The following is a 19,522-nucleotide window of genomic DNA, read 5'->3' as shown; positions in this document are numbered from 1 at the left end:
CCCTTGGCAAATCCCGCAACGCAGCCTCGCGCACGTTGGCACGCAACCCGAAGGGACGGGGCCCGCTTGGTGCAGGGCTGCGTTGCTCGGAACTTATTTGGAACAACCAAACTGCGTTCCTCGCGCCTTGCCCTGCACCAAGCGGGCATCCGTCGCGGCCGCCACCAAAGTCCAATAGACCCTGATGCCTCGAAGTTTGAGGGGTGATCAATGTTAGACAAAGGGCTAACATGCGGGCCTGTTTCGCTTTTTTCCGCCAATTGCCTACTTATGCCCAATCAGACGATCAAGACCCCCTGCGTCGGCCTCTGCTCCACTGTCTACGGTGACCTGGTGTGCCGTGGCTGCAAGCGTTTCCACCATGAAGTGATCCACTGGAACGGCTACAACGAGGAAGAAAAGCACGCGGTGTGGCTGCGTCTCGAGCAATTGCTGGTGCAGGTGATGGCGGCCAAGCTGGAAGTCTTCGACCCCCAGCGGCTGCGCGAGCAACTGGAGCAGCGCAAGATCCGCTTCGTGCCGCACCAGTCGGAATATTGCTGGGCCTATCAGTTGATCGCTCGCGGGGCGCGGGTGATCAACCAGCTGGAAGCCTATGGGATGGTGTTGCTGCCGGAGTTTCGCGACTGGGAACTGCCGGAATTGCGCGATGCCATCGATCGGGAGTTTTTCCTCCTGTCGGAAGCCCACTACCAGCGTTATATCGCCCCGGGGTTCCTCAAGGACGCCTTTGGCGCCTGACCGCTAAAAAAAGCATCGCGAGCAATCGAGCGCCGACCGGCTGCTCCTACAAAGGTGGGTTTCTGTAGGAGCGAGCTTGCTCGCGATGGCGTTCTATCAGTCAACCCATCCCTCAATGCTTGCCGGCCAGCTCTTCCAGGTGCTCCATGATGTCCTCCGGCTTGAGCACCAGCACGTCGCTTTCCAGGGCATCGAGCACCACTTCCGCGGTGTTGCCGATCAGCGCCCCGGAAATCCCGGTGCGCGCCACGGTGCCGATGATGGTCAGCGCCGCCTGCAGCTCATGGGCGGTGTGCGGGATCAGCACGTCCGCCGGGCCTTCCTCTATATGCAGGTGGGTATCGTCGATGTCGAATTCGGCCTGGAACGCCTTGCACTGCTCGCGGTAGCGCGCCTCGATGGTTTCCTTGAGCTGGAACACCGGGTCGGACGCCGACAGCATCGGCGACGGATGGGCGCTGATCACATGCAACTGCGCCTTGGCCAGGCTGGCGATGTCGAAACCATGGTCGATGATGCTGGCATGCAGGGTGCGGTGCTCGCCGTCGGTGTTGCCGACATCGATGGCCGCCAGGATCACGCCGCCGGTCCAGGGCTTGACGGTTTTCACCAGCAGCACCGGGCTTGGGCAGTAGCGCAGCAGTTTCCAGTCGGCGGGGGTGAGCAGGGCCTTTTTCAGCGGGTTGTCGGCAAAGTGCTGCTTGATCACCAGGCCACAGCCTTCGGCCTGCTGCACGTCGATGATGGTGTTGTGCAGGCTGTCGTTCCAGGCTTGCTCGGTGGTCACGCTGTAGCCCTCGCTCAGCAGGCTGCTCTTGAGCACGCTCAACAGCGCCGAATGCTCGTGCTTCTTGTCGCACACCAGCAGGTGCAGATGGGCCTGGGTCACCCCGGCGATCAGCTTGGCGCGCTTGAGCGCGAGGCTTTCGGAATGCTCGGGCTCGATGACCACCAGGATGCTGCGGATGGCTTGCATGGTCGGGATCTCCAGAGAGGGATGAAGGCTATGTTGCACAACTATAGTTGCTGCGCGCCGCCGTGGCTGTTGACGCACATCAAGCGCCGCGGCTGGTGGTCTGTGGCGCGGCCGGTATAATCGGCGCCCTTCGCCGTGAACCCTTATGCCGTGAGCCCCATGTTATCGATCCCTGAAGTCGCCACCGTCCTGCCTTGCGCGCTCATTCCCTTGAAGGCTGCCCTGAAGGACGAACGACCATGAACCTGCCAGAAATTCATGAGTTCCTTGGCTGCCGCACGCCGGATGCCTGGGTCCGGGCGGCCCTGGCGGATCAGGAAACCCTGCTGATCGACCACAAGAACTGCGAGTTCAAGGCGGCCAGCACGGCCCTGAGCCTGATCGCCAAGTATCACTCCCATGTCGACCTGATCAACATGATGTCGCGCCTGGCCCGGGAAGAGCTGGTGCACCACGAACAGGTCATGCGCCTGATGAAGCGGCGCAAGATCGAACTGCGCCAGCTGTCGGCCGGGCGTTATGCCTCGGGCCTGCGCAAGGTGGTGCGCAGCCACGAACCGGTGAAGCTGGTGGACACCCTGGTGGTCGGCGCCTTTATCGAGGCCCGCAGCTGCGAGCGTTTCGAGGCGCTGGTGCCGCACCTGGACGAAGAGCTGGGCAAGTTCTACTTCGGCCTACTGAAAAGCGAGGCCCGGCACTTCCAGGGTTACCTGAAGCTGGCCTATCAGTACGGCGACGCCAGGGACATCGCCCAGGTGATCGAGAAGGTGCGCGCCGCCGAGCGCGAGCTGATCGAGTCGCCGGACGTGGAGTTCCGCTTCCACAGCGGCGTGCCTACTCTGTAGAACGGCCCAAGTCGGTTCAAAACTACGGGCAAATTGTAAAAAACTCTTAAAAGCATGAAACATCATTGAAAACCGGCCATCTGGGCCGGTTTTTGCTGTCTGCCCTGGTCTCAGATTTATCCGATGCCGCCTATAATGCGCGCCCCAATTGTGCGCACTCAGACTGGTATTTATGGATAACCCGGGTCTTGGCAAAGTATTGCTGGTGGAAGATGACGAGAAGCTCGCCGGGCTGATCGCGCACTTCCTGTCCCAACACGGTTTCGAGGTCCTGACGGTACATCGTGGCGATGTGGCGCTGGCGGCCTTTCTCGAGTTCAAGCCGAAAATCGTCGTCCTCGACCTGATGCTGCCGGGCCAGAGCGGCCTGCACGTGTGCCGGGAGATCCGCAATGTGGCGGACACGCCCATCGTCATTCTCACCGCCAAGGAAGACGACCTGGACCATATCCTCGGTCTTGAGTCCGGCGCCGACGACTACGTGATCAAGCCGATCAAGCCGCCGGTGCTGCTGGCCCGCCTGCGCGCCCTGCAACGGCGCCAGGTGCCGGAGCCGACGGTGCGCGGCGCGCTGGAATTCGGCAGCCTGACCCTCGACCGCAGTTGCCGGGAAGTGCGCCTGGCCGGCGAGCTGATCGAGCTGACCACCATGGAGTTCGAGCTGCTGTGGCTGCTGGCCAGTTCGGCGGGCAAGATCCTCTCCCGCGACGACATCCTCAACCGTATGCGCGGCATCGCCTTCGACGGTCTCAATCGCAGCGTCGATGTCTACATCAGCAAGCTGCGCGGCAAACTCCAGGACAACCCCCGCGAGCCGGTGTGCATCAAGACCATCTGGGGCAAGGGCTATCTGTTCAATCCGTTCGCGTGGGAGCTCTAGATGCTGCGGCTGTTTCTGCGTCTGTACATCATCCTGGCCCTGGGGCTGGCGGGGGCCATCTGGGCGGTCAACTACACCTTTTCCGAGCTGTTGCCGGACGCCAACGAAACCTACAACCGCGAGGCCATGCGCGGGCCGGGATACAGCCTGGTCAACCAACTGTCGCCGGTCACGGGAGCGGCGCGCGAGCAGCGGCTGGCCGAGCTGCAACAACACTACGGCATGCGCCTGAGGCTGTTGCAGGCGGATGAGCTGGACCTGTCCGAACGCGAACGCCAGCTGTTGGCCGAGAACAAACTGGTGGTGCGCGGCGACTTCAGCGAGTTCATCGCCAACCTCGACGGCGGCCCGCAGTTGCTGAGCATCCGCCTGCCGGAAGAACCCAAGTGGCTGTACATCTGGGCGTACGCCTTCCTCGGGGCCAGCCTGGCATTGGTCCTGTATTTCTGGGTGCGCCCGCATTGGCGCGATCTGGAACTGATTCGCCTGGCCGCCCAGCGTTTCGGCAATAACGACCTGGGCTCGCGCATCCGCTTGACGCGGCGCTCCAGCGTGCGCGACCTGGCGCAGCACTTCAACCAGATGGCCAGCCGCATCGAAGGCCTGATCGCCAATCAGCGCGAGCTGACCAACGCGGTGTCCCATGAGTTGCGCACGCCCATCGCCCGCTTGTCGTTCGAGCTCGACCAGCTCAAGCAGTCCGACCCGCAGCAGAACCGCGAGCTGATCGCCGACATGTACGCCGACCTTGGCGAGCTGGAGGAAATGGTTTCCGAACTGCTGACCTACGCCAGCCTGGAACACGGCGCCACGGTGATCAACCGCGAGACCATCCAGGCCCGCAACTGGCTCGACAGCGTGGTCGGCAGTGTCGCCCTGGAGGCGGAGGCGGCGGGGGTGCAGATGGCGATCCGGGCCTGTGAGGTCGAGTACATCAGCATCGAACCGCGGTTCATGGCGCGGGCGGTGATCAACCTGTTGCGCAATGCCATTCGTTACGCCGAACGGCGCGTCGAGGTGTCCCTGGTGCAGCTCGGGCAGGGCTATGAGGTCCAGGTCAACGACGACGGCCCGGGCGTGCCGGTGGCAGGGCGGGCGAAGATCTTCGAGCCGTTCTCCCGGCTCGACGCCAGCCGCGACCGCCGCACCGGCGGCTTCGGCCTTGGCCTGGCGCTGGTGCGGCGGGTGTCGCAGTCCCACGGCGGCCAGGTCGAGGTGACGGATTCGCAATGGGGCGGCGCGTCGTTTCGCATGACCTGGGCGCAGGTCGAATAGCCCAGGCAGCTTGCGCGCGATAACGTCAGAGCGGCCAACACCGCTTAAAAGCTGTACTCCAGGGTGGTGGCCAGTGACGTCTGCAGCCGCCGCTCGACAATCGGGCTGTCTGCCGCTTCCCGGCCCAGGTACTGCAGCGCCAGCACCGTCGATACGTTCATCTGTTCACTGACCGGCACTGTCCAGGTCAGGTCGCCGCCCCGGCTGAGAAAACCGCCCTTGGGCCGATAGGCGCCGAAGCGGGTCCTGCCGGCCTGGGCCACGCTGACGCCATACCAGGTACGCAGGTAGTCGCCGTCGCCGAACTGGCTGTTGAGACTGCCCTCGAGGCGCCCGTACCGGCCCTCATACAGCATGCTGCCGATGCTCAGTTGCAGGTGGTTGTAGGCCGAGCCGGTGTCGTGATCATCATTCTTCTTCAGCGCGTGCTGCAGCGTGGCCCCGAGCTCCACGGTGCCCAGGGTGTAGCCCAGGTGAGCGCCAAACTGCGCGCGGGACTTGATCGAGCCCATGCCAGCGAGATGGTCCGAACCCTTGTAGCCACTCTTGCGGTCCTTGCGTGCCGCGCTGGGGCCGACCCAGGTGCTGAACGCCAGGTCGCCCCATTCGTTGCCCCAGCCAAGGCCCTGTTCGGTGTTGAGAAACACCCCGTAGGGGCTGACGATTTCGCCGCCCAGGATCGGCGCGACTGTGCGTTCGTCGCTGCCGCTGTAGCGCGGCAGGCTGGCCACGCCGGCTTGAAGTTGGTATTGCCAGTCCGCGGCGTAGAGCGGGCCGCTGGATGTCAGCAGGCACAGCGAAGCCAGAGGCAGCGTAGCAAGGGATAGGCATAAGGTTTTTGGACGGATCGAGGTCTTCATCGCGGCTAGAAACTCAGCAGGGTGTGGGAGTGGTCGTTGGTTTTGGAATAGGAACTGCCCAGGCCATCGCGCGGGCGCTGGGCGACCTTGCGCGCCGGGGCGACAGGGGCCGGCTTGGCGCGGAGGGCGGTCTCGGGGGGCGTGGCGATTTCAGGCGGCGGTTCGACGCTGGGCGTCGGGGGCGGCGTGCCCTGGCAGCTGAGGCCGCCGAGCAGCACACCAATGAAGAGCGTGAAGAATCGACCGTACATGGCGCACCCGTGGGGAAATGGATGCGCTCATGCTAGGGACGCGGGCGCGGGCAATCTTTGGCAGCTTTGTCGCAAAACTGTCAAAGACTGTGAATGCCCGGCGCTTAGCGTTCCAGGTCCAGGCGCTCATGCCACTGGGCGATGGACTCCTCGGGGTAGTGGGCGAATTGCAGGTCGTGGGGATGCCAGTCGATTTCCACCCAGGGCGCCCTGGAGTCGAGCATCAGGTGGGTGTGTTCCGGTGGTATCGGCAACGGCGTGTCGATGGCCGAGGCAAAGGGATGGATCAGTTCCGGCCACTCTGGGCTGAACAGCCACAACCCGGAGCCGCAGCGGCTGCAGAAATGCCGTTCGGCGCTGCTGCGCCGGGCGCGTTTGCCGGGTTCCCTGAGCAGCGCGTGGTAGATCGAGATGTGCTGGCGGCCGCGGACTTTCAGGCTGGCGGCATCGCCGCCGAGGTTGATCGCATACCCACCGCCGCCCTGGGTCTTGCGGCAGATCGAGCAGTAGCAGCGTTGATAGGGGTAGGGGTGGGCGCTGTTCAGGCTGAAGTGGACAGCGCCGCAATGGCAGGAACCTTCGAGTTGCATGACGACCTCCGGCGATCCATGGGCTATGACCGTCAGCCTAGCCGCGTTTTTGCCAGCAGTGCGGGACCTCGCCACAGCCCGCCGCGTGCCGCCAGTGCGGCAGCACGCTGGCCGCCGGCGCGCGGTTTTGCGCGCAGTGTGGCGGGGCGGCGGGCTGAGGCCGGCCTACAGCGCCAGGTGGTAACGGACCTGGGTCGCATCGTCCGGGTCGATGGCGCGGTGGAAACCCAGGGTCGCGGCCAGTTCGCGCATGCGGTGATTGGCCGGGCAATCCAGGGAGTACATCTGCTTGAAGCCCTGGCCCTTGGCCCGGTCGACCAGATGGCGCATCAGCAAGGCGTCCAGGCCCTGGTGCTGCCATTCGTCGGCTACGGTGACGGCGAACTCGCAGGTGTCCGCGTCGGCGCCGATGGTGGCGTAGCGGCTGATGCCGATTTCCCGCAGCGAGCCGTTGTCGTGGACCAGGGCCACGTAAGCCACGCGCTGGCTGCCATCGACGTCCATCAACTGGCTGAGCAGGGCCTCGCCGACTTCCTTCACTTCACCCAGGAAGCGGTGGTGCCGGGTGGTCGGCGAGAGGTTCTCGATAAAGGCCTTTTCCCGCTCGCGGTCTTCGGCGCGCAACGGGCGGATCAGCACCGGGCTGCCGTCGTTGAGGGCGTCTATCCAGTGTTCGCCTTTGTACTGGGCGAAGGCGGCCAGGGCAGGCGTGTGGAGGGCGGTGCTGGTCATGGGCAAGTCTCCGTGAAGGTGCAGAGGATTGCCTGAACATTCACACCTGTCAGGCGCCGGGCCCTTGATTCAGGTCAACGGGCGGCGGTGTCGCAGAGGGTTTTGCGCCAGGGGGTAGATTGGCCCCGAGCGATCAGGCCTCGGGCATCAGGGTGGCGATCAGCGCCCGCACGGTGCCGGGCAGGGCCTCCAGCTCACGGACTATGATGCTGCGCTCGCGCACCGCCCAGGCCTCGTCGAGTTTCACCGTCACCAGCTGCATGGTGTGGCTGTGCCGGATCGCGGCCGATTCGGGAATGATGCCGATGCCGACGCCGGCCTCGACCATGCGGCAGATCGCTTCGAAGCTCGACACCTGGATCCGCAGCGACAACTGCTTGCCGGTGCGCTCCACGTGTTCGCGCAAAAAACTCAGCAAGGTGCTGCCTTCGTGCAGGCCGATGTGCTGGTAGGCCAGGGTCTGCTCCAGGGGCACCGCCGGCTGCGTCGCCAGCGGGTGGTCGACCGGCAGGATCAGCACCAGGTGGTCGGTACTGAAATGCAGGACCTGCAGGCCGCTGGCCTCCACCGGGCCGGCGATGATGCCCATGTCGGCGGTGCCGTCGAGCACGCCACGCACGATGTCGCGGGACAGGCGCTCCTGCAGGTCCACCGTGACCCCCGGGCGTTTCGACAGAAAGCCGGCGAGGATTTCCGGGAGGAATTCGGTCACCGCCGTGGTGTTGGCGAAGATGCGCATATGCCCGGTGGAATCGCCGCCGTACTGGGTGAACTCGCTTTTCAGGTAGTCCACCTGGCGCATGATCAGCCGCGCATGCTGCAACAGCCGCTCACCGGCCGGGGTGACTTCGACACCGCGGCTGTCGCGGTACAGCAGGCGGGTCTCGAGCTGGCTTTCCAGGGCCTTGATCCGCGCGCTGGCCGCCGCCGGCGAGAGAAAGGCGCGCTTGGCGCCCTGGGTCAGGCTCGGCGATTCGGCGATATGGATAAACAGGCGCAGGTCGGCCAGGTCGAAATGCATGGGCGGGCTCCTGGAGTGAAGAGGGGGCAAAGCGGCGTTCAGCATAACCGAACGCCGGTTTATTGAAATGCAAATTCTCAGAACGCACAGCGGCTTGCATGATCGGGCGCACTACCACTGCAACACAGGACCCGACCCGATGAGCGTGACCGACCCCAACGCCTGGACTGGCCGTAGCCAGCAAGCCCGAGACCTGCTCAGCGACAACCTGCTCAAGCGCATCGCCGCGACCTTTGGCGAACCCGTGCCGGCCCCTGGCGAGGCCTTGCCGCCGCTGTGGCAATGGTGCTTTTTCCAGGAACCCCTGACCGAAAGCGCCCTGGGCGGTGACGGCCATCCGGCCCGTGGCGGCTTCCTGCCGCCGGCGGCCAATCGCAACCGCATGTGGGCCGGTGGCCGGCTGGAGTTCTTCGAGCCGCTGCGCGCCGGGTTCGAGGCGCAATGCGTGTCGACCATCAGCCAGGTCGAGGAAAAGACCGGGCGCACCGGCGCGCTGCTGTTCGTCACGGTGTGCCATGAGTATTCCCAGGACGGTCGCCTGGCGATTCGCGAGGAACAGGACATCGTCTACCGCGAACCGACCCCGCCCAAGCAGGCCAGCGGCGAGCCGCTGATCCAGGGCGACTGGCGCGAACCCGTCGAGCCCAGCCCGACCCTGCTGTTTCGCTACAGCGCCGTGACCTTCAACGGCCATCGCATCCACTACGACTTTCCCTACGTCACCGCGACCGAAGGTTATCCGGGGCTGGTGGTGCACGGCCCATTGATCGCCACCCTCAGCCTGCGCGCTTTCTGCCGCGCCCACCCCGGAGCCCGGCTGCGGCGTTTCTCTTATCGCGGCCTGCGGCCCTTGATCGCGCCGCAGCCGTTCGAGGTCGGCGGGCGCATCGTCCGCCCCGGCGTCGCCGAGCTCTGGGCCGGCAACGACGCCGGCCTGGCCCAGCGCGGCGAAGTGCTGTTCGACGCCATCCCGGAATGACCCCATCCCAGCACAATAACCACAGGCGGAGAGCCGTTCGATGAACCCCAACAGCAACGAAGAATTGAATGCCATCCGTGAAGGCGTGCGTGCCCTGTGCGCCGAATTCGATGCCGCCTACTGGCGCAAGATCGATGAAGAAAAAGGTTTCCCGGAACGCTTCGTCAAGGCCCTGACCGACGCCGGCTGGCTGGCGGCGATGATCCCGGCCGAATACGGCGGCTCGGGCCTGGGCCTGGCCGAAGCCTCGGTGATCCTGGAAGAGGTGAACCGCTGCGGCGGCAACTCCGGCACCGTGCACGGGCAGATGTACAACATGTTCACCCTGCTGCGGCACGGCAGCGAAGCGCAGAAGCGCTTCTACCTGCCCAAGCTCGCCAGCGGCGAACTGCGCCTGCAATCGATGGGCGTCACCGAGCCCACCACCGGCACCGACACCACCAAGATCAAGACCACCGCGATCAAGCGTGGCGACAAGTACGTGATCAACGGGCAGAAGGTGTGGATCTCGCGGATCCAGCATTCCGACCTGATGATCCTGCTGGCGCGCACCACGCCGCTGGCCGAGGTCAAGAAGAAGTCCGAAGGCATGTCGATCTTCCTGGTCGACCTGCGCGAGGCCATCGGCCACGGCCTGACCGTGCAGCCGATCGCCAACATGGTCAACCACGAGACCAACGAGCTGTTCTTCGACAACCTGGAAATCCCCGCCGACAGCCTGATCGGCGAGGAGGGCAAGGGCTTCAAGTACATCCTCGACGGCCTTAACGCCGAGCGCACGCTGATTGCCGCCGAGTGCATCGGCGACGGCCGCTGGTTTATCGAAAAGGCCAGCCAGTACGCCCGCGACCGCGTGGTGTTCGGCCGGCCCATCGGGCAGAACCAGGGCGTGCAGTTCCCCATCGCCGAAGCCCATGTCGAGATCGAGGCCGCCGACCTGATGCGCTGGCGCGCCTGCGAGGAGTACGACAGCGGCGGCAACGCCGGGGCCAGCGCCAATATGGCCAAGTACCTGGCGGCCAAGGCCTCGTGGGAGGCGGCCAACGCCTGCCTGCAGACCCACGGCGGTTTCGGCTTCGCCTGTGAATACGACGTCGAGCGCAAGTTCCGCGAGACCCGCCTGTACCAGGTGGCGCCGATCTCCACCAACCTGATCCTGTCCTATGTGGCCGAGCATCTGCTCGAACTGCCGCGCAGCTTCTGAGGAACCGAGCATGAGCCATACCCAAGCCTTGGCCGGGTTCCTTGCCGGCCTGAGTTACCCGCAGTTGCCCGACAGCGTGCTGGCGCGCACCGAAGAGCTGTTCCTCGACTGGCTCGGCTCGGCCCTGGCCAGCCAGGGTGCGCATCCGATCCCGTTGTTCGAGCGTTACGCCCAGCAGATGGGCCCGGCCGATGGTCCGGCGCGGATCCTGGTCAACGGCCGCGGCAGCTCGGCCTATTTCGCCGCCCTGGTGAACGCCGCGTCTTCCCACCTGGTGGAGCAGGACGACCTGCACAACAGCTCGGTATTGCACCCGGCCACCGTGGTGTTCCCGGCCGCGTTGGCGGCGGCCCAGGACCTCGGCAAGTCCGGCCAGGAGCTGCTGCTGGCGGCGGTGGCCGGCTACGAGGCGGGGATCCGCATTGGCGAGTTCATGGGCCGTTCCCATTACCGGATCTTCCACACCACGGCCACCGTCGGCACCCTCGCCGCCGCCGTGGCGGTGGGCAAGCTGATGGACTTCGACCAGACGCAGTTCATCAACCTGCTGGGCAGCGCCGGGACCCAGGCCGCCGGGCTCTGGGAGTTTTTGCGCGACGCCGCGGACTCCAAGCAGCTGCACACGGCCAAGGCCGCGGCCGACGGGCTGCTCGCCGCCTACCTGACCCGCGACGGGCTGAGCGGCGCGCGCAATATTCTCGAAGGCGAGCAGGGCATGGCCGCGGGCATGTCCTGGGATGCCGAGCCGACGCGCCTGTCCGACCGTCTGGGCAGTCGCTGGGCCTTGCTGGAAACCTCGTTCAAGTTCCACGCCTCCTGCCGCCACACCCATCCGGCCGCCGATGCCTTGCTGGCGCTGATGCAGCGCGAAGGCCTCAGCCATGAGCGGATCGTCAGCGTGGAAACCCGCGTGCACCAGGGCGCCATCGATGTGCTGGGGCGGGTGAAGGTGCCGCAGACCGTGCACCAGGCCAAGTTCTCCATGGGCACCGTGCTCGGCCTGATCGCCGTGCATGGCAAGGCCGGGCTGCCGGAGTTCCAGGAGCTGGCGCTGAACGACCCGGCGGTGGCAGCGTTTCGCGACAAGGTGTCGATGGCCCTCGACCCCGAGGTGGATCGCGCCTATCCGCAGCGTTGGCTGGGCCGTGTAGTGGTCGGCATCGACGATGGCCGCACCCTGCACGGTGCCATCGACGAGCCCAAGGGCGATCCGGGCAACGGCCTGTCGCGGGCCGAGCTGGCGGACAAGTTCCAGCGCCTGCTGCGCTTCTCCGGCGCCCGCACCCCGGAGCAGGGCGCGGCCCTGATCCGCCAGGTGTGGAGCCTGCGCGACACCGCGCGACTGAACGAATTGCTCTGAACCCGCCCCGAGGACGCCTTATGACACCCAATACCGCACAACCCCGACCGCTGGACGGCATCACCGTGGTCAGCCTGGAACACGCCATCGCCGCGCCGTTCTGCACCCGCCAACTGGCCGACCTGGGCGCCCGGGTGATCAAGGTCGAGCGCCCCGGCAGCGGCGATTTTGCCCGTGGCTACGACGAGCGCGTGCGCGGCCTGGCCTCGCATTTCGTCTGGACCAACCGCTCCAAGGAAAGCCTGACCCTGGACCTCAAGCAGGACGCCGCCGGCGACATTCTTGAACGCCTGCTGGCCCAGGCCGATGTGCTGGTGCAGAACCTTGCGCCGGGCGCGGCGGCGCGCATGGGCCTGTCGTTCGAGGCGCTGCACCAGCGTTTTCCGCGGCTGATCGTCTGTGACATTTCCGGTTATGGCGAGGGCGGCCCCTATGAGAAGAAAAAGGCCTACGACCTGCTGATCCAGAGCGAGGGCGGGTTCCTGTCGGTGACCGGCGGCCCGGGTGACGATCAACTGGCCAAGGCCGGCTGCTCGATCGCCGACATCGCCGCCGGCATGTACGCCTACAGCGGCATCCTCTCGGCGCTGTTGCTGCGTGGCAGGACCGGGCAGGGCAGCCGCATCGACGTGAGCATGCTGGAAAGCCTGGTGGAGTGGATGGGCTACCCGATGTACTACGCCTTCGACGGCGCGCCGCCACCGCCCCGGGCCGGCGCGGCGCACTCGACCATCTACCCCTACGGGCCGTTCCCGGCGGGGGATGGCGGCACGGTGATGCTCGGCCTGCAGAACGAGCGCGAGTGGGCGGCGTTCTGCGACAAGGTGCTGCTGATGCCCGAGCTTGCCGGCGACGAACGCTTCTCGGCCAACTTCAAGCGCTCGGCCAATCGCCAGGCGCTGCGCCAGATCATCGTCGACAGCTTCGCCCGGCTGACGGTGGAGGCGGTGATCGAGCGGCTGGAGCAGGCGCAGATCGCCAGCGCCCGGGTCAACGACATGCAGGGCGTGTGGCAGCACCCGCAGCTCAAGGCCCGCGACGGCTGGCGCGAGGTCGACAGCCCGGCCGGCAAGCTGCCGTCGCTGCTGCCGCCGGCGCGCAACGCCGCGTTCGAGCCGCGCATGGACGGCGTCCCCGGGCTGGGCCAGCACAGCGGCGCGATCCTCGCCGAACTGGGGCTGTCCAGCGATGCCATCGAGCAGTTGCGAAGCAATGGCGTGATCTGAAACCGACCTGCCGGCTTGCATGGCCCCCCTGTAGGAGCGAGCTCGCTCGCGATAAACCCTCAAGACTGCCGCGGTTTTCAAGGGCCTCATCGCGAGCAAGCTCGCTCCTACAAGGGAGGGGGAGACAGCACGGTCCACGGACCCCACATCACATACAAGGAATTCAACATGCCCAACCCAATTGTCCGCTCCGCCTTGTTCGTCCCGGGCAGCCGTCCCGAGCGTTTCGGCAAGGCCCTGGCCAGCGGCGCCGACGCGGTGATCGTCGATTTCGAGGACGCCGTGGAAGAGCCGCTCAAGCGCCAGGCCCGGGACAACCTCGGCCAGTTCCTCAACAGCCAGCCCCAGGCGCGGCTGTGGGTGCGGGTCAATGCCCCGGAACATGCCGAACATGCCGCCGACCTGGCGTTCTGCAAAGCCCAGGCCGGGGTGGTCGGCATCCTGCTGCCCAAGGTCGAAAGCGCCGCCCAGGTGGCGACCGTGGCGGCCACCGGCAAGCAGATCTGGCCGATCATCGAAAGCGCGCGCGGGCTCTTGGCTTTGGCGGAAATCGCCCGGGCTCCTGCGGTGCAGCGCCTGTCCTTCGGCGGCCTGGACCTGGCGCTGGACCTCAACCTGTACAGCGGTTCGGCGGCGGCGCAGTTCGCCCTGGACCAGGCGCGGCTGGCGCTGATCCTGCATTCGCGCGCCGCCGGCCTGGTGCCGCCGCTGGATGGCGTGCACCCGGCGATCGACGATCCGGAGGGTTTGCGCCAGTCCATTCGCCACGCCTATGAAATGGGTTTTGCCGGCGCCTTGTGCATCCACCCGAAACAGGTGCCGGTGATCCACCAGGCCCTGGCCCCCAGCGCCGAAGACCTGGCCTGGGCGCAACGGGTGGTGGACGCCGGCAGCCACGGCGCCGGCGCCTACCAGATCGACGGCCAGATGGTCGACGCGCCAGTGCTGCTGCGGGCCCAGCGCTTGTTGGCGCTGAGTTCCTGAATACTGCAATCGCGCGGGAGCGCGTTACCAACTGCCATAGGGAATGCCGTATCGCTCTATGTAGCGTTTGGAGTTTTCGGACAGGGGGTAATAGTGGCCGTTGGATTTGCCCAGGTGTGGGCCCAGTGGCTCGATTTCACCCTGGGCGCGGGCGACTTTGACCGGGTGATGGCATTCGTCCCTGACCCAGACTTGGACGATGCCGCCAGGAGCGAGGCCCAGATAGACCGATGCCATGTAGCGGGCAGTCTGGTGCGGAGTTTCCGGGCAGCGTCGATTCGTTGAGGTAGTCATGATTTTCCGGGCTTCTTCCGGGATAGCTATCCATGCTCGATAAGTTTGGGGTTCCACAACTGATTGCCAGCGCACATAAATACGCTTAGGCAGGTCGGCCCCCACCACTGACCATCCACTGGCTCCAACTTTATCCCCCCAGCCTCTGGCCCATTCTTTGTCATAACCGAGGTCGCCACCTGCAGCGGAGCCTTTACCCGTGCGAAGGAATAGCTTGCCGTTGATGTCTTCAACGGCGCTGTCTTCGACCCAGACCTCCATGTAGAACGGCTCGATAAAGCCAAGCTGCCACCAAGGGGCTTTTGGGTCGTTTTTTCCAGAAAGCGGATCAGCGTGACAGCCACTTAACAGCAGTGTGCCCAGCAGGGCGATGAATACTCTCATTACCAAAGCGTCCAGTCAGGTACGTGAGGATGTTGCACACGCACGGCATCCACCGTGGGAGCGTTGATATAGACGACTTTAAGGCTGCCGCCATGCTGTTTGCCCAGCGGGTGGTTCCAGTGGGCCGAAAGATGGATATAGCGCAGTTTGAGCATCGTATCTTCAGCAGGCGTCGTACTGTAGTCGCCGGCGACAAACCTGTCACAAAGAGCTTGAAGCTCTTGCGGGATGGCGTAGTCCGGATCCTGTTCGTCAATCCCCTTAAAGCGCACGCCATTCTCCTTCGCCAATTCATACATGACCCGCAGATACACCCTCGACAGTTTGTTGCTCATTGGCCTCTTGAGCTGCAGGCCGGCATACACCCGTTTTCTTCGTGGTCCGAGGCGGTCCTGTGGCTCCTGGGGCATCAACAGCGGCTCTGGTGTGACGATTTCCAGCCATTGCGCAGGCCAACCCTTGGCGAGCCAGCGTGTTCTTGCCTGGATCGCATCCCGGTAAATCGAGGTACGGGTCACGTCGGTATTGATAGGCACCTCCAGTGCTTGCATAGGGCTGATCAGCACACACTCTTGCACCTCATCCAGATAGCCGCCGCCGATATCCGAATGCGCGCCGGGCAGGGCAATCTCGAGGTGGTCGGGCTTGACCCGGCTCAGGGCGAAGTTGGCCCGGTACTCGTCGCGGGCGACCAGTTGCACTACCGAGCGAAAGTAGCGGGGGTCGAGGTGGAGCTTGATACCGGGAGCAATGGCGCTGCGCACATTGCCCAGGTTGCTCAATCCGGCAACCGACGGCACGGTATCGAACAGGCCGATAAACCCCATATCGACATCGTGGCCGTACTGCCGGTTGAAGTTGGGACTGAGGGCCTCGCAATGGCTATGCAAAATCAGTTGCAGCGGTCCGAGCCAGCGCACCACTTCATTGGCGAAATGCCGGGCTGCTGCCGCGCCTCGGCTAAAGCCAAAGGCATCGAAGGTCAGTGAAGTGATTTCACTTTCGAGATTCTCTTTATGGGTTTCACGTATAAGTTCCTCAATTTCACGAAATGCCCTTTGTACACACCCCAAGACACCTCTTTCTCCACGTCCGGTTCCTGAGGTGATCACACTGTCTTTCTCGCGTGTCTTTGTGCCGATGCCCTCGATATAAATTGAGCGAAAGGCTTGCTTGTGCAGACCTTCGCTTTCAGCTTTTCGAGGGAAGTAGTACAGCTCTCTCAACAGCTTTATGTTGCTCACCCCATTCCCGTAACTACTCTGCGGATCACTCATATACGGCTTGCAACTGGCATCGATGTCTTTGGGCTCGATGGCATGCTGGGCCCCGCAAATCTCGCCCATCGCCGAGTTGCCGGCATTGTTGCCGGTACCATCGAAGAACACGCCGATGCGCAGCGCCACCTGAATCTTTTCAGGCGGTGGCGCAGGCTCTTTGGTGTATTTCTCATACTGCGCCCAGAGCTGTTCGCCGTAGCTGGGTTGTTCGGTCTCTGCGGCTCGTTCAGCGGGGCTTTGGTTGGGATTGGCGGGCCGTAGAAGGTTGGGCATTGGCCCGGGTCCGTTGCTGGCCATGGCGGGTCCTGGTTCAAGCGAAAGGGTCGCTGAAAACCGTACCGGGAATGGCGGGGCAGGGATTTAGGAGGAATCTGCAACAGGCTCGGTTGCGGCTGATTCCATCGTAGGGGGATGGAACTTCAGGCGCCTATCGCCGGTAGCGCGCGGCGTTCGGCCCAGGCGAACGCAGGTATCAAAAATTCAAAATTCTCAATACGCGTGCCCTTAGGCACTCTGCGATCAACCACAACAATAAGAAGGTGAAGTCCATGTTCAAGCTCTCCCGGGCGTTGTTCTGTGCCGCCGCATTGCTGGGCGCCGGTCTTGCGCAGGCCGCCGACCCTATCGTGATCAAGTTCGCCCACGTGGTGGCGGAAAACACCCCCAAAGGCCAGGGCGCCCTGCTGTTCAAGAAGCTCGCCGAGGAGCGCCTGCCGGGCCGGGTCAAGGTCGAGGTGTATCCGAACTCCTCGCTGTTCGGCGACGGCAAGGAAATGGAGGCGCTGCTGCTGGGCGACGTGCAGTTGCTCGCGCCGTCCCTGGCCAAGTTCGAGCAGTACACCAAGAAGGTGCAGATCTACGACCTGCCATTCCTGTTCGACAACCTCGCCGCCGTCGACCGCTTCCAGCAGGCCGAGGGCAAGCAGCTGCTGACCGCCATGCAGGACAAAGGCATCCTCGGCCTGGCCTATTGGCACAACGGCCTCAAGCAGCTGTCGGCCAACAAGAAACTGGTGGAACCCAAGGACGCCCGCGGCCTGAAGTTCCGCGTGCAGGCTTCCAGCGTGCTCGAGGAACAGTTCAAGGCGGTGCGCGCCAACCCGCGCAAGATGAGCTTCGCCGAGGTCTACCAGGGCCTGCAGACCGGCGTGGTCAATGGCACCGAGAACACCTGGTCGAACTATGAAAGCCAGAAGGTCCACGAGGTGCAGAAGTACTTCACCGAGACCGACCACGGCCTGATCGACTACATGGTGATCACCAACGCCAGGTTCTGGAGCGGCCTGCCGGCGGATGTGCGCGGCGAGCTGGAAAAAATCATGGCCGAGGTCTCGGTGGAAGTGAACAAGCAGGCCGAAGCCCTGAACCAGACGTCCCGGCAGAAGATCATCGACGCCAAGACCAGCGAAATCGTCGCCCTGACTCCCGAGCAGCGTAACGAGTGGCGCGAAGCCATGCGCCCGGTGTGGAAGAAGTTCGAGGGCGATATCGGCGCCGACCTGATCCAGGCCGCCGAAGCCGCCAACCAGGCGCCATAACCACCTGCATCCCGGCCGCTGCGCTCGCAGCGGCCCATCGGCAGCCGCTATCGGGCTGCACTCCACTGGCACTTTCGCGGAGAACCTCAATGCACAGGCTGAGGCGGTTCTGGGAACATTTTGAAGAGGCGTTCATCGCCTTCCTGCTGGCGGCCATGACGCTGGTGACTTTTGTCTACGTGGTGCTCAACAACCTGTACCCGCTGTTCTACGCCATCGGCGATGCCTGGGAAGGGGGCAGCGCGCTGTTCCTGGGGATCGGCGACTTCCTCATGGAGCTGGCCCAGGAAATGGTCTGGAGCGTGGCGCTGACCAAGATGCTGTTTGGCTGGCTGATCTTCTTCGGCATTTCCTACGGCGTGCGCACCGCCGGGCACCTGGGGGTGGACGCGCTGGTCAAGCTGGCCTCGCGCCCGGCCCAGCGCCTGCTGGCGGTGATCGCCTGCCTGTGCTGCATGGTCTACGCCGGGCTGTTCATGGTCGCCAGCTTCAAGTGGCTGATGGCGCTGATCCAGGCCGGCATCGAAGCCGAGGACCTGGACCAGTTCGGCATCCACCTGTCGCACATCGCGATGATCGTGCCCTTCGGTTTTGCCCTGGTGCTGATCCGCTACCTGGAAATCATGTGGCGCATCCTCATGCGCGGGCAGATCAACCTGGGCCTGGCCGATGAGGCGGCCGAGGCCAGCAAGCTTGCCAGTCACCATGAGGATCAGCACTGATGGCCATTCTCTGCCTGTTTCTGATGCTGTTCGTGTTCATGTTCCTCGGCGTGCCGATCGCCATTTCCCTGGGGCTGGCCGGCGCCACGTCGATCCTGCTGTTCAGCCCGGACTCCCTGAGCTCCCTGGCGATCAAGCTGTTCGAAACCTCCGAGGCCTATACCTTGCTGGCGATCCCGTTCTTCCTGCTGTCCGGGGCCTTCATGACCACCGGCGGGGTGGCGCAACGCCTGATCGATTTCGCCAACGCCTGCGTCGGCCACATCCGTGGCGGCCTGGCGATTGCCGCGGTGCTGGCGTGCATGCTGTTCGCCGCGCTGTCCGGTTCGTCGCCGGCGACCGTGGCGGCGGTGGGTTCGATCGCCGTGGCCGGCATGGTGCGTTCCGGTTACCCACGGGAGTTCGGCGCCGGGATCATCTGCAACGCCGGGACCCTGGGCATCCTGATCCCGCCGTCGATCGTGATGGTGGTGTATTCGGCGGCCACCGAAACCTCGGTCGGCAAGCTGTTTATGGCGGGCGTGGTGCCGGGGCTGCTGCTGGGCGTGATCCTGATGGTGGTGATCTACATCGTCGCGCGGATCAAGAAGCTGCCGGCGCAACCGCGGGTGTCCTTCCGCCAATGGCTGAGCACCGCGCGCCGGGCCTTCTGGGGCCTGCTGTTGCTGGTGATCATCCTCGGCGGCATCTACAGCGGCCTGTTCACCCCGACCGAAGCGGCGGCGGTGGCGGCGGTGTATTCGGCCTTCGTCGCGCTGTTCGTCTACAAGGACATGCGCCTGCGCGACTGCCCGAAAGTGCTGGTGGAGTCGGGGCGGCTGTCGATCATGCTGATGTTCATCATCGCCAACGCCATGCTCTTCGCCCATGTACTGACCACCGAGCAAATCCCGCAGCAGATCACCACCTTCGTCATGGACGCCGGGCTGTCGCCCATCGGCTTCCTGCTGATGGTCAACGTGGTGTTGCTGGTGGCGGGCAGCTTCATGGAGCCTTCGGCCATCGTGCTGATCCTGGCGCCGATCTTCTTCCCGATCGCCATGAAGCTGGGCATCGATCCGATCCACCTGGGGATCGTCATGGTGGTCAACATGGAGATCGGACTGGTGCATCCGCCGGTGGGCCTGAACCTGTTCGTCACCTCGGCGGTGACCGGCCTGACACTCGGCCAGACCATCCGCGCGGCCTTGCCGTGGTTGATGATCCTGCTGGCGTTCCTGATCCTGGTGACCTACGTGCCGTTCATTTCCCTGGCGTTGCCGAACTGGCTGGGGATGAACTGACGCACCACCCTTACGGGTAGGTGTAGGAGCGAGCTTGCACAGTCCTTGTAGGAGCCAGCTTGCTGGCGATGAGGCCCTCGAACACTGCGGCGTTCTT

At 64.4% G+C, this 19,522-nt stretch carries 20 protein-coding genes and 1 pseudogene; 13 read left to right on the top strand and 8 right to left on the bottom strand.

What is annotated here, in order from left to right; translation table 11 throughout:
• Positions 1-270 precede the first annotated feature (270 nt).
• On the top strand, positions 271-741 hold the full coding sequence (locus BM019_RS11650; RefSeq protein WP_009043436.1) for a DUF1289 domain-containing protein: 471 nt from the start codon (positions 271-273) through the stop codon (positions 739-741).
• Positions 742-853: 112 nt separating this feature from the next.
• Here BM019_RS11650 and BM019_RS11645 read toward each other — a convergent pair whose 3' ends face one another.
• Positions 854-1,717, bottom strand: coding sequence for a universal stress protein (locus BM019_RS11645; protein ID WP_092418327.1), 864 nt, complete (start codon positions 1,715-1,717; stop codon positions 854-856).
• Between the two features lie 239 nt (positions 1,718-1,956).
• Between BM019_RS11645 and miaE the strand changes: the two genes are divergently transcribed.
• The 3 genes from miaE (at position 1,957) to BM019_RS11630 (ending at position 4,717) form a co-directional block, all read left to right on the top strand.
• Positions 1,957-2,562 (top strand): MiaE family protein, encoded by a 606-nt coding sequence (gene miaE, locus BM019_RS11640; RefSeq protein ID WP_085531311.1) that lies wholly within the window; start codon positions 1,957-1,959, stop codon positions 2,560-2,562.
• A gap of 172 nt (positions 2,563-2,734) precedes the next feature.
• Positions 2,735-3,442, top strand: coding sequence for a winged helix-turn-helix domain-containing protein (locus BM019_RS11635; RefSeq protein ID WP_007923858.1), 708 nt, complete (start codon positions 2,735-2,737; stop codon positions 3,440-3,442).
• The gene (locus BM019_RS11630) at positions 3,443-4,717 is read left to right on the top strand and encodes an ATP-binding protein (RefSeq protein ID WP_092418326.1); all 1,275 of its coding nucleotides are present in this window, start codon (positions 3,443-3,445) and stop codon (positions 4,715-4,717) included.
• 44 nt (positions 4,718-4,761) lie between these two features.
• Here the strand turns inward: BM019_RS11630 and BM019_RS11625 are convergent, their stop codons facing one another.
• From BM019_RS11625 to BM019_RS11615, 3 genes are all read right to left on the bottom strand, one after another.
• A complete protein-coding gene (locus BM019_RS11625; protein WP_092418325.1) occupies positions 4,762-5,577 on the bottom strand; it encodes a MipA/OmpV family protein in 816 nt (271 codons plus the stop codon).
• Between the two features lie 5 nt (positions 5,578-5,582).
• On the bottom strand, positions 5,583-5,828 hold the full coding sequence (locus BM019_RS11620; RefSeq protein WP_009043441.1) for a hypothetical protein: 246 nt from the start codon (positions 5,826-5,828) through the stop codon (positions 5,583-5,585).
• A gap of 104 nt (positions 5,829-5,932) precedes the next feature.
• Positions 5,933-6,418, bottom strand: a complete 486-nt coding sequence (locus BM019_RS11615; protein WP_092418324.1) for a GFA family protein — start codon at positions 6,416-6,418, stop codon at positions 5,933-5,935.
• Positions 6,419-6,474: 56 nt separating this feature from the next.
• On the opposite strand from BM019_RS11615, the pseudogene BM019_RS31015 reads away from it, so the two are divergent.
• Positions 6,475-6,576, top strand: a pseudogene (locus BM019_RS31015) (zinc ribbon domain-containing protein); the annotation flags it as partial.
• 7 nt (positions 6,577-6,583) lie between these two features.
• Here the strand turns inward: BM019_RS31015 and BM019_RS11605 are convergent.
• Together BM019_RS11605 and BM019_RS11600 are read right to left on the bottom strand one after the other, a co-directional pair.
• Complete coding sequence (locus BM019_RS11605) at positions 6,584-7,150, bottom strand: GNAT family N-acetyltransferase (protein ID WP_085531304.1); 567 nt, start codon at positions 7,148-7,150, stop codon at positions 6,584-6,586.
• A gap of 133 nt (positions 7,151-7,283) precedes the next feature.
• A complete protein-coding gene (locus BM019_RS11600) occupies positions 7,284-8,171 on the bottom strand; it encodes a LysR family transcriptional regulator (protein WP_092418323.1) in 888 nt (295 codons plus the stop codon).
• 139 nt (positions 8,172-8,310) lie between these two features.
• On the opposite strand from BM019_RS11600, the gene BM019_RS11595 reads away from it, so the two are divergent.
• From BM019_RS11595 to BM019_RS11575, 5 genes are all read left to right on the top strand, one after another.
• A complete protein-coding gene (locus BM019_RS11595) occupies positions 8,311-9,150 on the top strand; it encodes an HTD2 family dehydratase (protein WP_092418322.1) in 840 nt (279 codons plus the stop codon).
• Positions 9,151-9,190: 40 nt separating this feature from the next.
• Positions 9,191-10,354, top strand: a complete 1,164-nt coding sequence (locus BM019_RS11590; RefSeq protein ID WP_092418321.1) for an acyl-CoA dehydrogenase family protein — start codon at positions 9,191-9,193, stop codon at positions 10,352-10,354.
• A 10-nt stretch (positions 10,355-10,364) separates the two neighbouring features.
• On the top strand, positions 10,365-11,714 hold the full coding sequence (locus BM019_RS11585; protein ID WP_092418320.1) for an MmgE/PrpD family protein: 1,350 nt from the start codon (positions 10,365-10,367) through the stop codon (positions 11,712-11,714).
• Between the two features lie 20 nt (positions 11,715-11,734).
• Positions 11,735-12,940 carry a CaiB/BaiF CoA transferase family protein gene (locus BM019_RS11580; RefSeq protein WP_092418319.1) on the top strand — a complete coding sequence of 402 codons (1,206 nt, stop codon included), beginning with the start codon at positions 11,735-11,737 and terminating at the stop codon, positions 12,938-12,940.
• A gap of 168 nt (positions 12,941-13,108) precedes the next feature.
• Positions 13,109-13,924 carry an HpcH/HpaI aldolase/citrate lyase family protein gene (locus BM019_RS11575; RefSeq protein ID WP_092418318.1) on the top strand — a complete coding sequence of 272 codons (816 nt, stop codon included), beginning with the start codon at positions 13,109-13,111 and terminating at the stop codon, positions 13,922-13,924.
• A gap of 24 nt (positions 13,925-13,948) precedes the next feature.
• Here the strand turns inward: BM019_RS11575 and BM019_RS11570 are convergent, their stop codons facing one another.
• Both BM019_RS11570 and BM019_RS11565 read right to left on the bottom strand, forming a co-directional pair.
• Entirely contained in the window at positions 13,949-14,602 is a 654-nt protein-coding gene (locus BM019_RS11570) for a DUF2931 family protein (protein ID WP_092418317.1), read from the bottom strand.
• Positions 14,602-16,179: a phospholipase effector Tle1 domain-containing protein gene (locus tag BM019_RS11565; protein WP_092418316.1), complete on the bottom strand. Its 1,578-nt coding sequence runs from the start codon at positions 16,177-16,179 to the stop codon at positions 14,602-14,604. Before BM019_RS11565 ends, BM019_RS11570 begins: the two co-directional genes overlap by 1 nt.
• A 251-nt stretch (positions 16,180-16,430) precedes the next feature.
• Between BM019_RS11565 and dctP the strand changes: the two genes are divergently transcribed.
• The 3 genes from dctP (at position 16,431) to dctM (ending at position 19,425) form a co-directional block, all read left to right on the top strand.
• The gene (gene dctP, locus BM019_RS11560; RefSeq protein WP_092418315.1) at positions 16,431-17,420 is read left to right on the top strand and encodes a C4-dicarboxylate TRAP substrate-binding protein DctP; all 990 of its coding nucleotides are present in this window, start codon (positions 16,431-16,433) and stop codon (positions 17,418-17,420) included.
• A gap of 89 nt (positions 17,421-17,509) precedes the next feature.
• On the top strand, positions 17,510-18,142 hold the full coding sequence (locus BM019_RS11555; protein WP_092418314.1) for a TRAP transporter small permease: 633 nt from the start codon (positions 17,510-17,512) through the stop codon (positions 18,140-18,142).
• Positions 18,142-19,425: a C4-dicarboxylate TRAP transporter large permease protein DctM gene (gene dctM, locus BM019_RS11550; RefSeq protein ID WP_007931262.1), complete on the top strand. Its 1,284-nt coding sequence runs from the start codon at positions 18,142-18,144 to the stop codon at positions 19,423-19,425. Before BM019_RS11555 ends, dctM begins: the two co-directional genes overlap by 1 nt.
• Positions 19,426-19,522: the final 97 nt, after the last annotated feature.

The organism is Pseudomonas sp. NFPP07 (assembly GCF_900115645.1).
Taxonomy (GTDB): domain Bacteria; phylum Pseudomonadota; class Gammaproteobacteria; order Pseudomonadales; family Pseudomonadaceae; genus Aquipseudomonas; species Aquipseudomonas chlororaphis.
The sequence above is the reverse complement of the archived record's forward strand: the minus strand, read 5'-3'. Positions and strand labels throughout refer to the sequence as shown.

Coding starts and splice junctions, on each gene's coding strand:
- BM019_RS11650 (WP_009043436.1), top strand. CDS start 271: ATGCCCAATCAGACGATCAAGACCCCCTGCGTCGGCCTCTGCTCCACT.
- BM019_RS11645 (WP_092418327.1), bottom strand. CDS start 1,717: ATGCAAGCCATCCGCAGCATCCTGGTGGTCATCGAGCCCGAGCATTCC.
- miaE (WP_085531311.1), top strand. CDS start 1,957: ATGAACCTGCCAGAAATTCATGAGTTCCTTGGCTGCCGCACGCCGGAT.
- BM019_RS11635 (WP_007923858.1), top strand. CDS start 2,735: ATGGATAACCCGGGTCTTGGCAAAGTATTGCTGGTGGAAGATGACGAG.
- BM019_RS11630 (WP_092418326.1), top strand. CDS start 3,443: ATGCTGCGGCTGTTTCTGCGTCTGTACATCATCCTGGCCCTGGGGCTG.
- BM019_RS11625 (WP_092418325.1), bottom strand. CDS start 5,577: ATGAAGACCTCGATCCGTCCAAAAACCTTATGCCTATCCCTTGCTACG.
- BM019_RS11620 (WP_009043441.1), bottom strand. CDS start 5,828: ATGTACGGTCGATTCTTCACGCTCTTCATTGGTGTGCTGCTCGGCGGC.
- BM019_RS11615 (WP_092418324.1), bottom strand. CDS start 6,418: ATGCAACTCGAAGGTTCCTGCCATTGCGGCGCTGTCCACTTCAGCCTG.
- BM019_RS11605 (WP_085531304.1), bottom strand. CDS start 7,150: ATGACCAGCACCGCCCTCCACACGCCTGCCCTGGCCGCCTTCGCCCAG.
- BM019_RS11600 (WP_092418323.1), bottom strand. CDS start 8,171: ATGCATTTCGACCTGGCCGACCTGCGCCTGTTTATCCATATCGCCGAA.
- BM019_RS11595 (WP_092418322.1), top strand. CDS start 8,311: ATGAGCGTGACCGACCCCAACGCCTGGACTGGCCGTAGCCAGCAAGCC.
- BM019_RS11590 (WP_092418321.1), top strand. CDS start 9,191: ATGAACCCCAACAGCAACGAAGAATTGAATGCCATCCGTGAAGGCGTG.
- BM019_RS11585 (WP_092418320.1), top strand. CDS start 10,365: ATGAGCCATACCCAAGCCTTGGCCGGGTTCCTTGCCGGCCTGAGTTAC.
- BM019_RS11580 (WP_092418319.1), top strand. CDS start 11,735: ATGACACCCAATACCGCACAACCCCGACCGCTGGACGGCATCACCGTG.
- BM019_RS11575 (WP_092418318.1), top strand. CDS start 13,109: ATGCCCAACCCAATTGTCCGCTCCGCCTTGTTCGTCCCGGGCAGCCGT.
- BM019_RS11570 (WP_092418317.1), bottom strand. CDS start 14,602: ATGAGAGTATTCATCGCCCTGCTGGGCACACTGCTGTTAAGTGGCTGT.
- BM019_RS11565 (WP_092418316.1), bottom strand. CDS start 16,179: ATGGCCAGCAACGGACCCGGGCCAATGCCCAACCTTCTACGGCCCGCC.
- dctP (WP_092418315.1), top strand. CDS start 16,431: ATGTTCAAGCTCTCCCGGGCGTTGTTCTGTGCCGCCGCATTGCTGGGC.
- BM019_RS11555 (WP_092418314.1), top strand. CDS start 17,510: ATGCACAGGCTGAGGCGGTTCTGGGAACATTTTGAAGAGGCGTTCATC.
- dctM (WP_007931262.1), top strand. CDS start 18,142: ATGGCCATTCTCTGCCTGTTTCTGATGCTGTTCGTGTTCATGTTCCTC.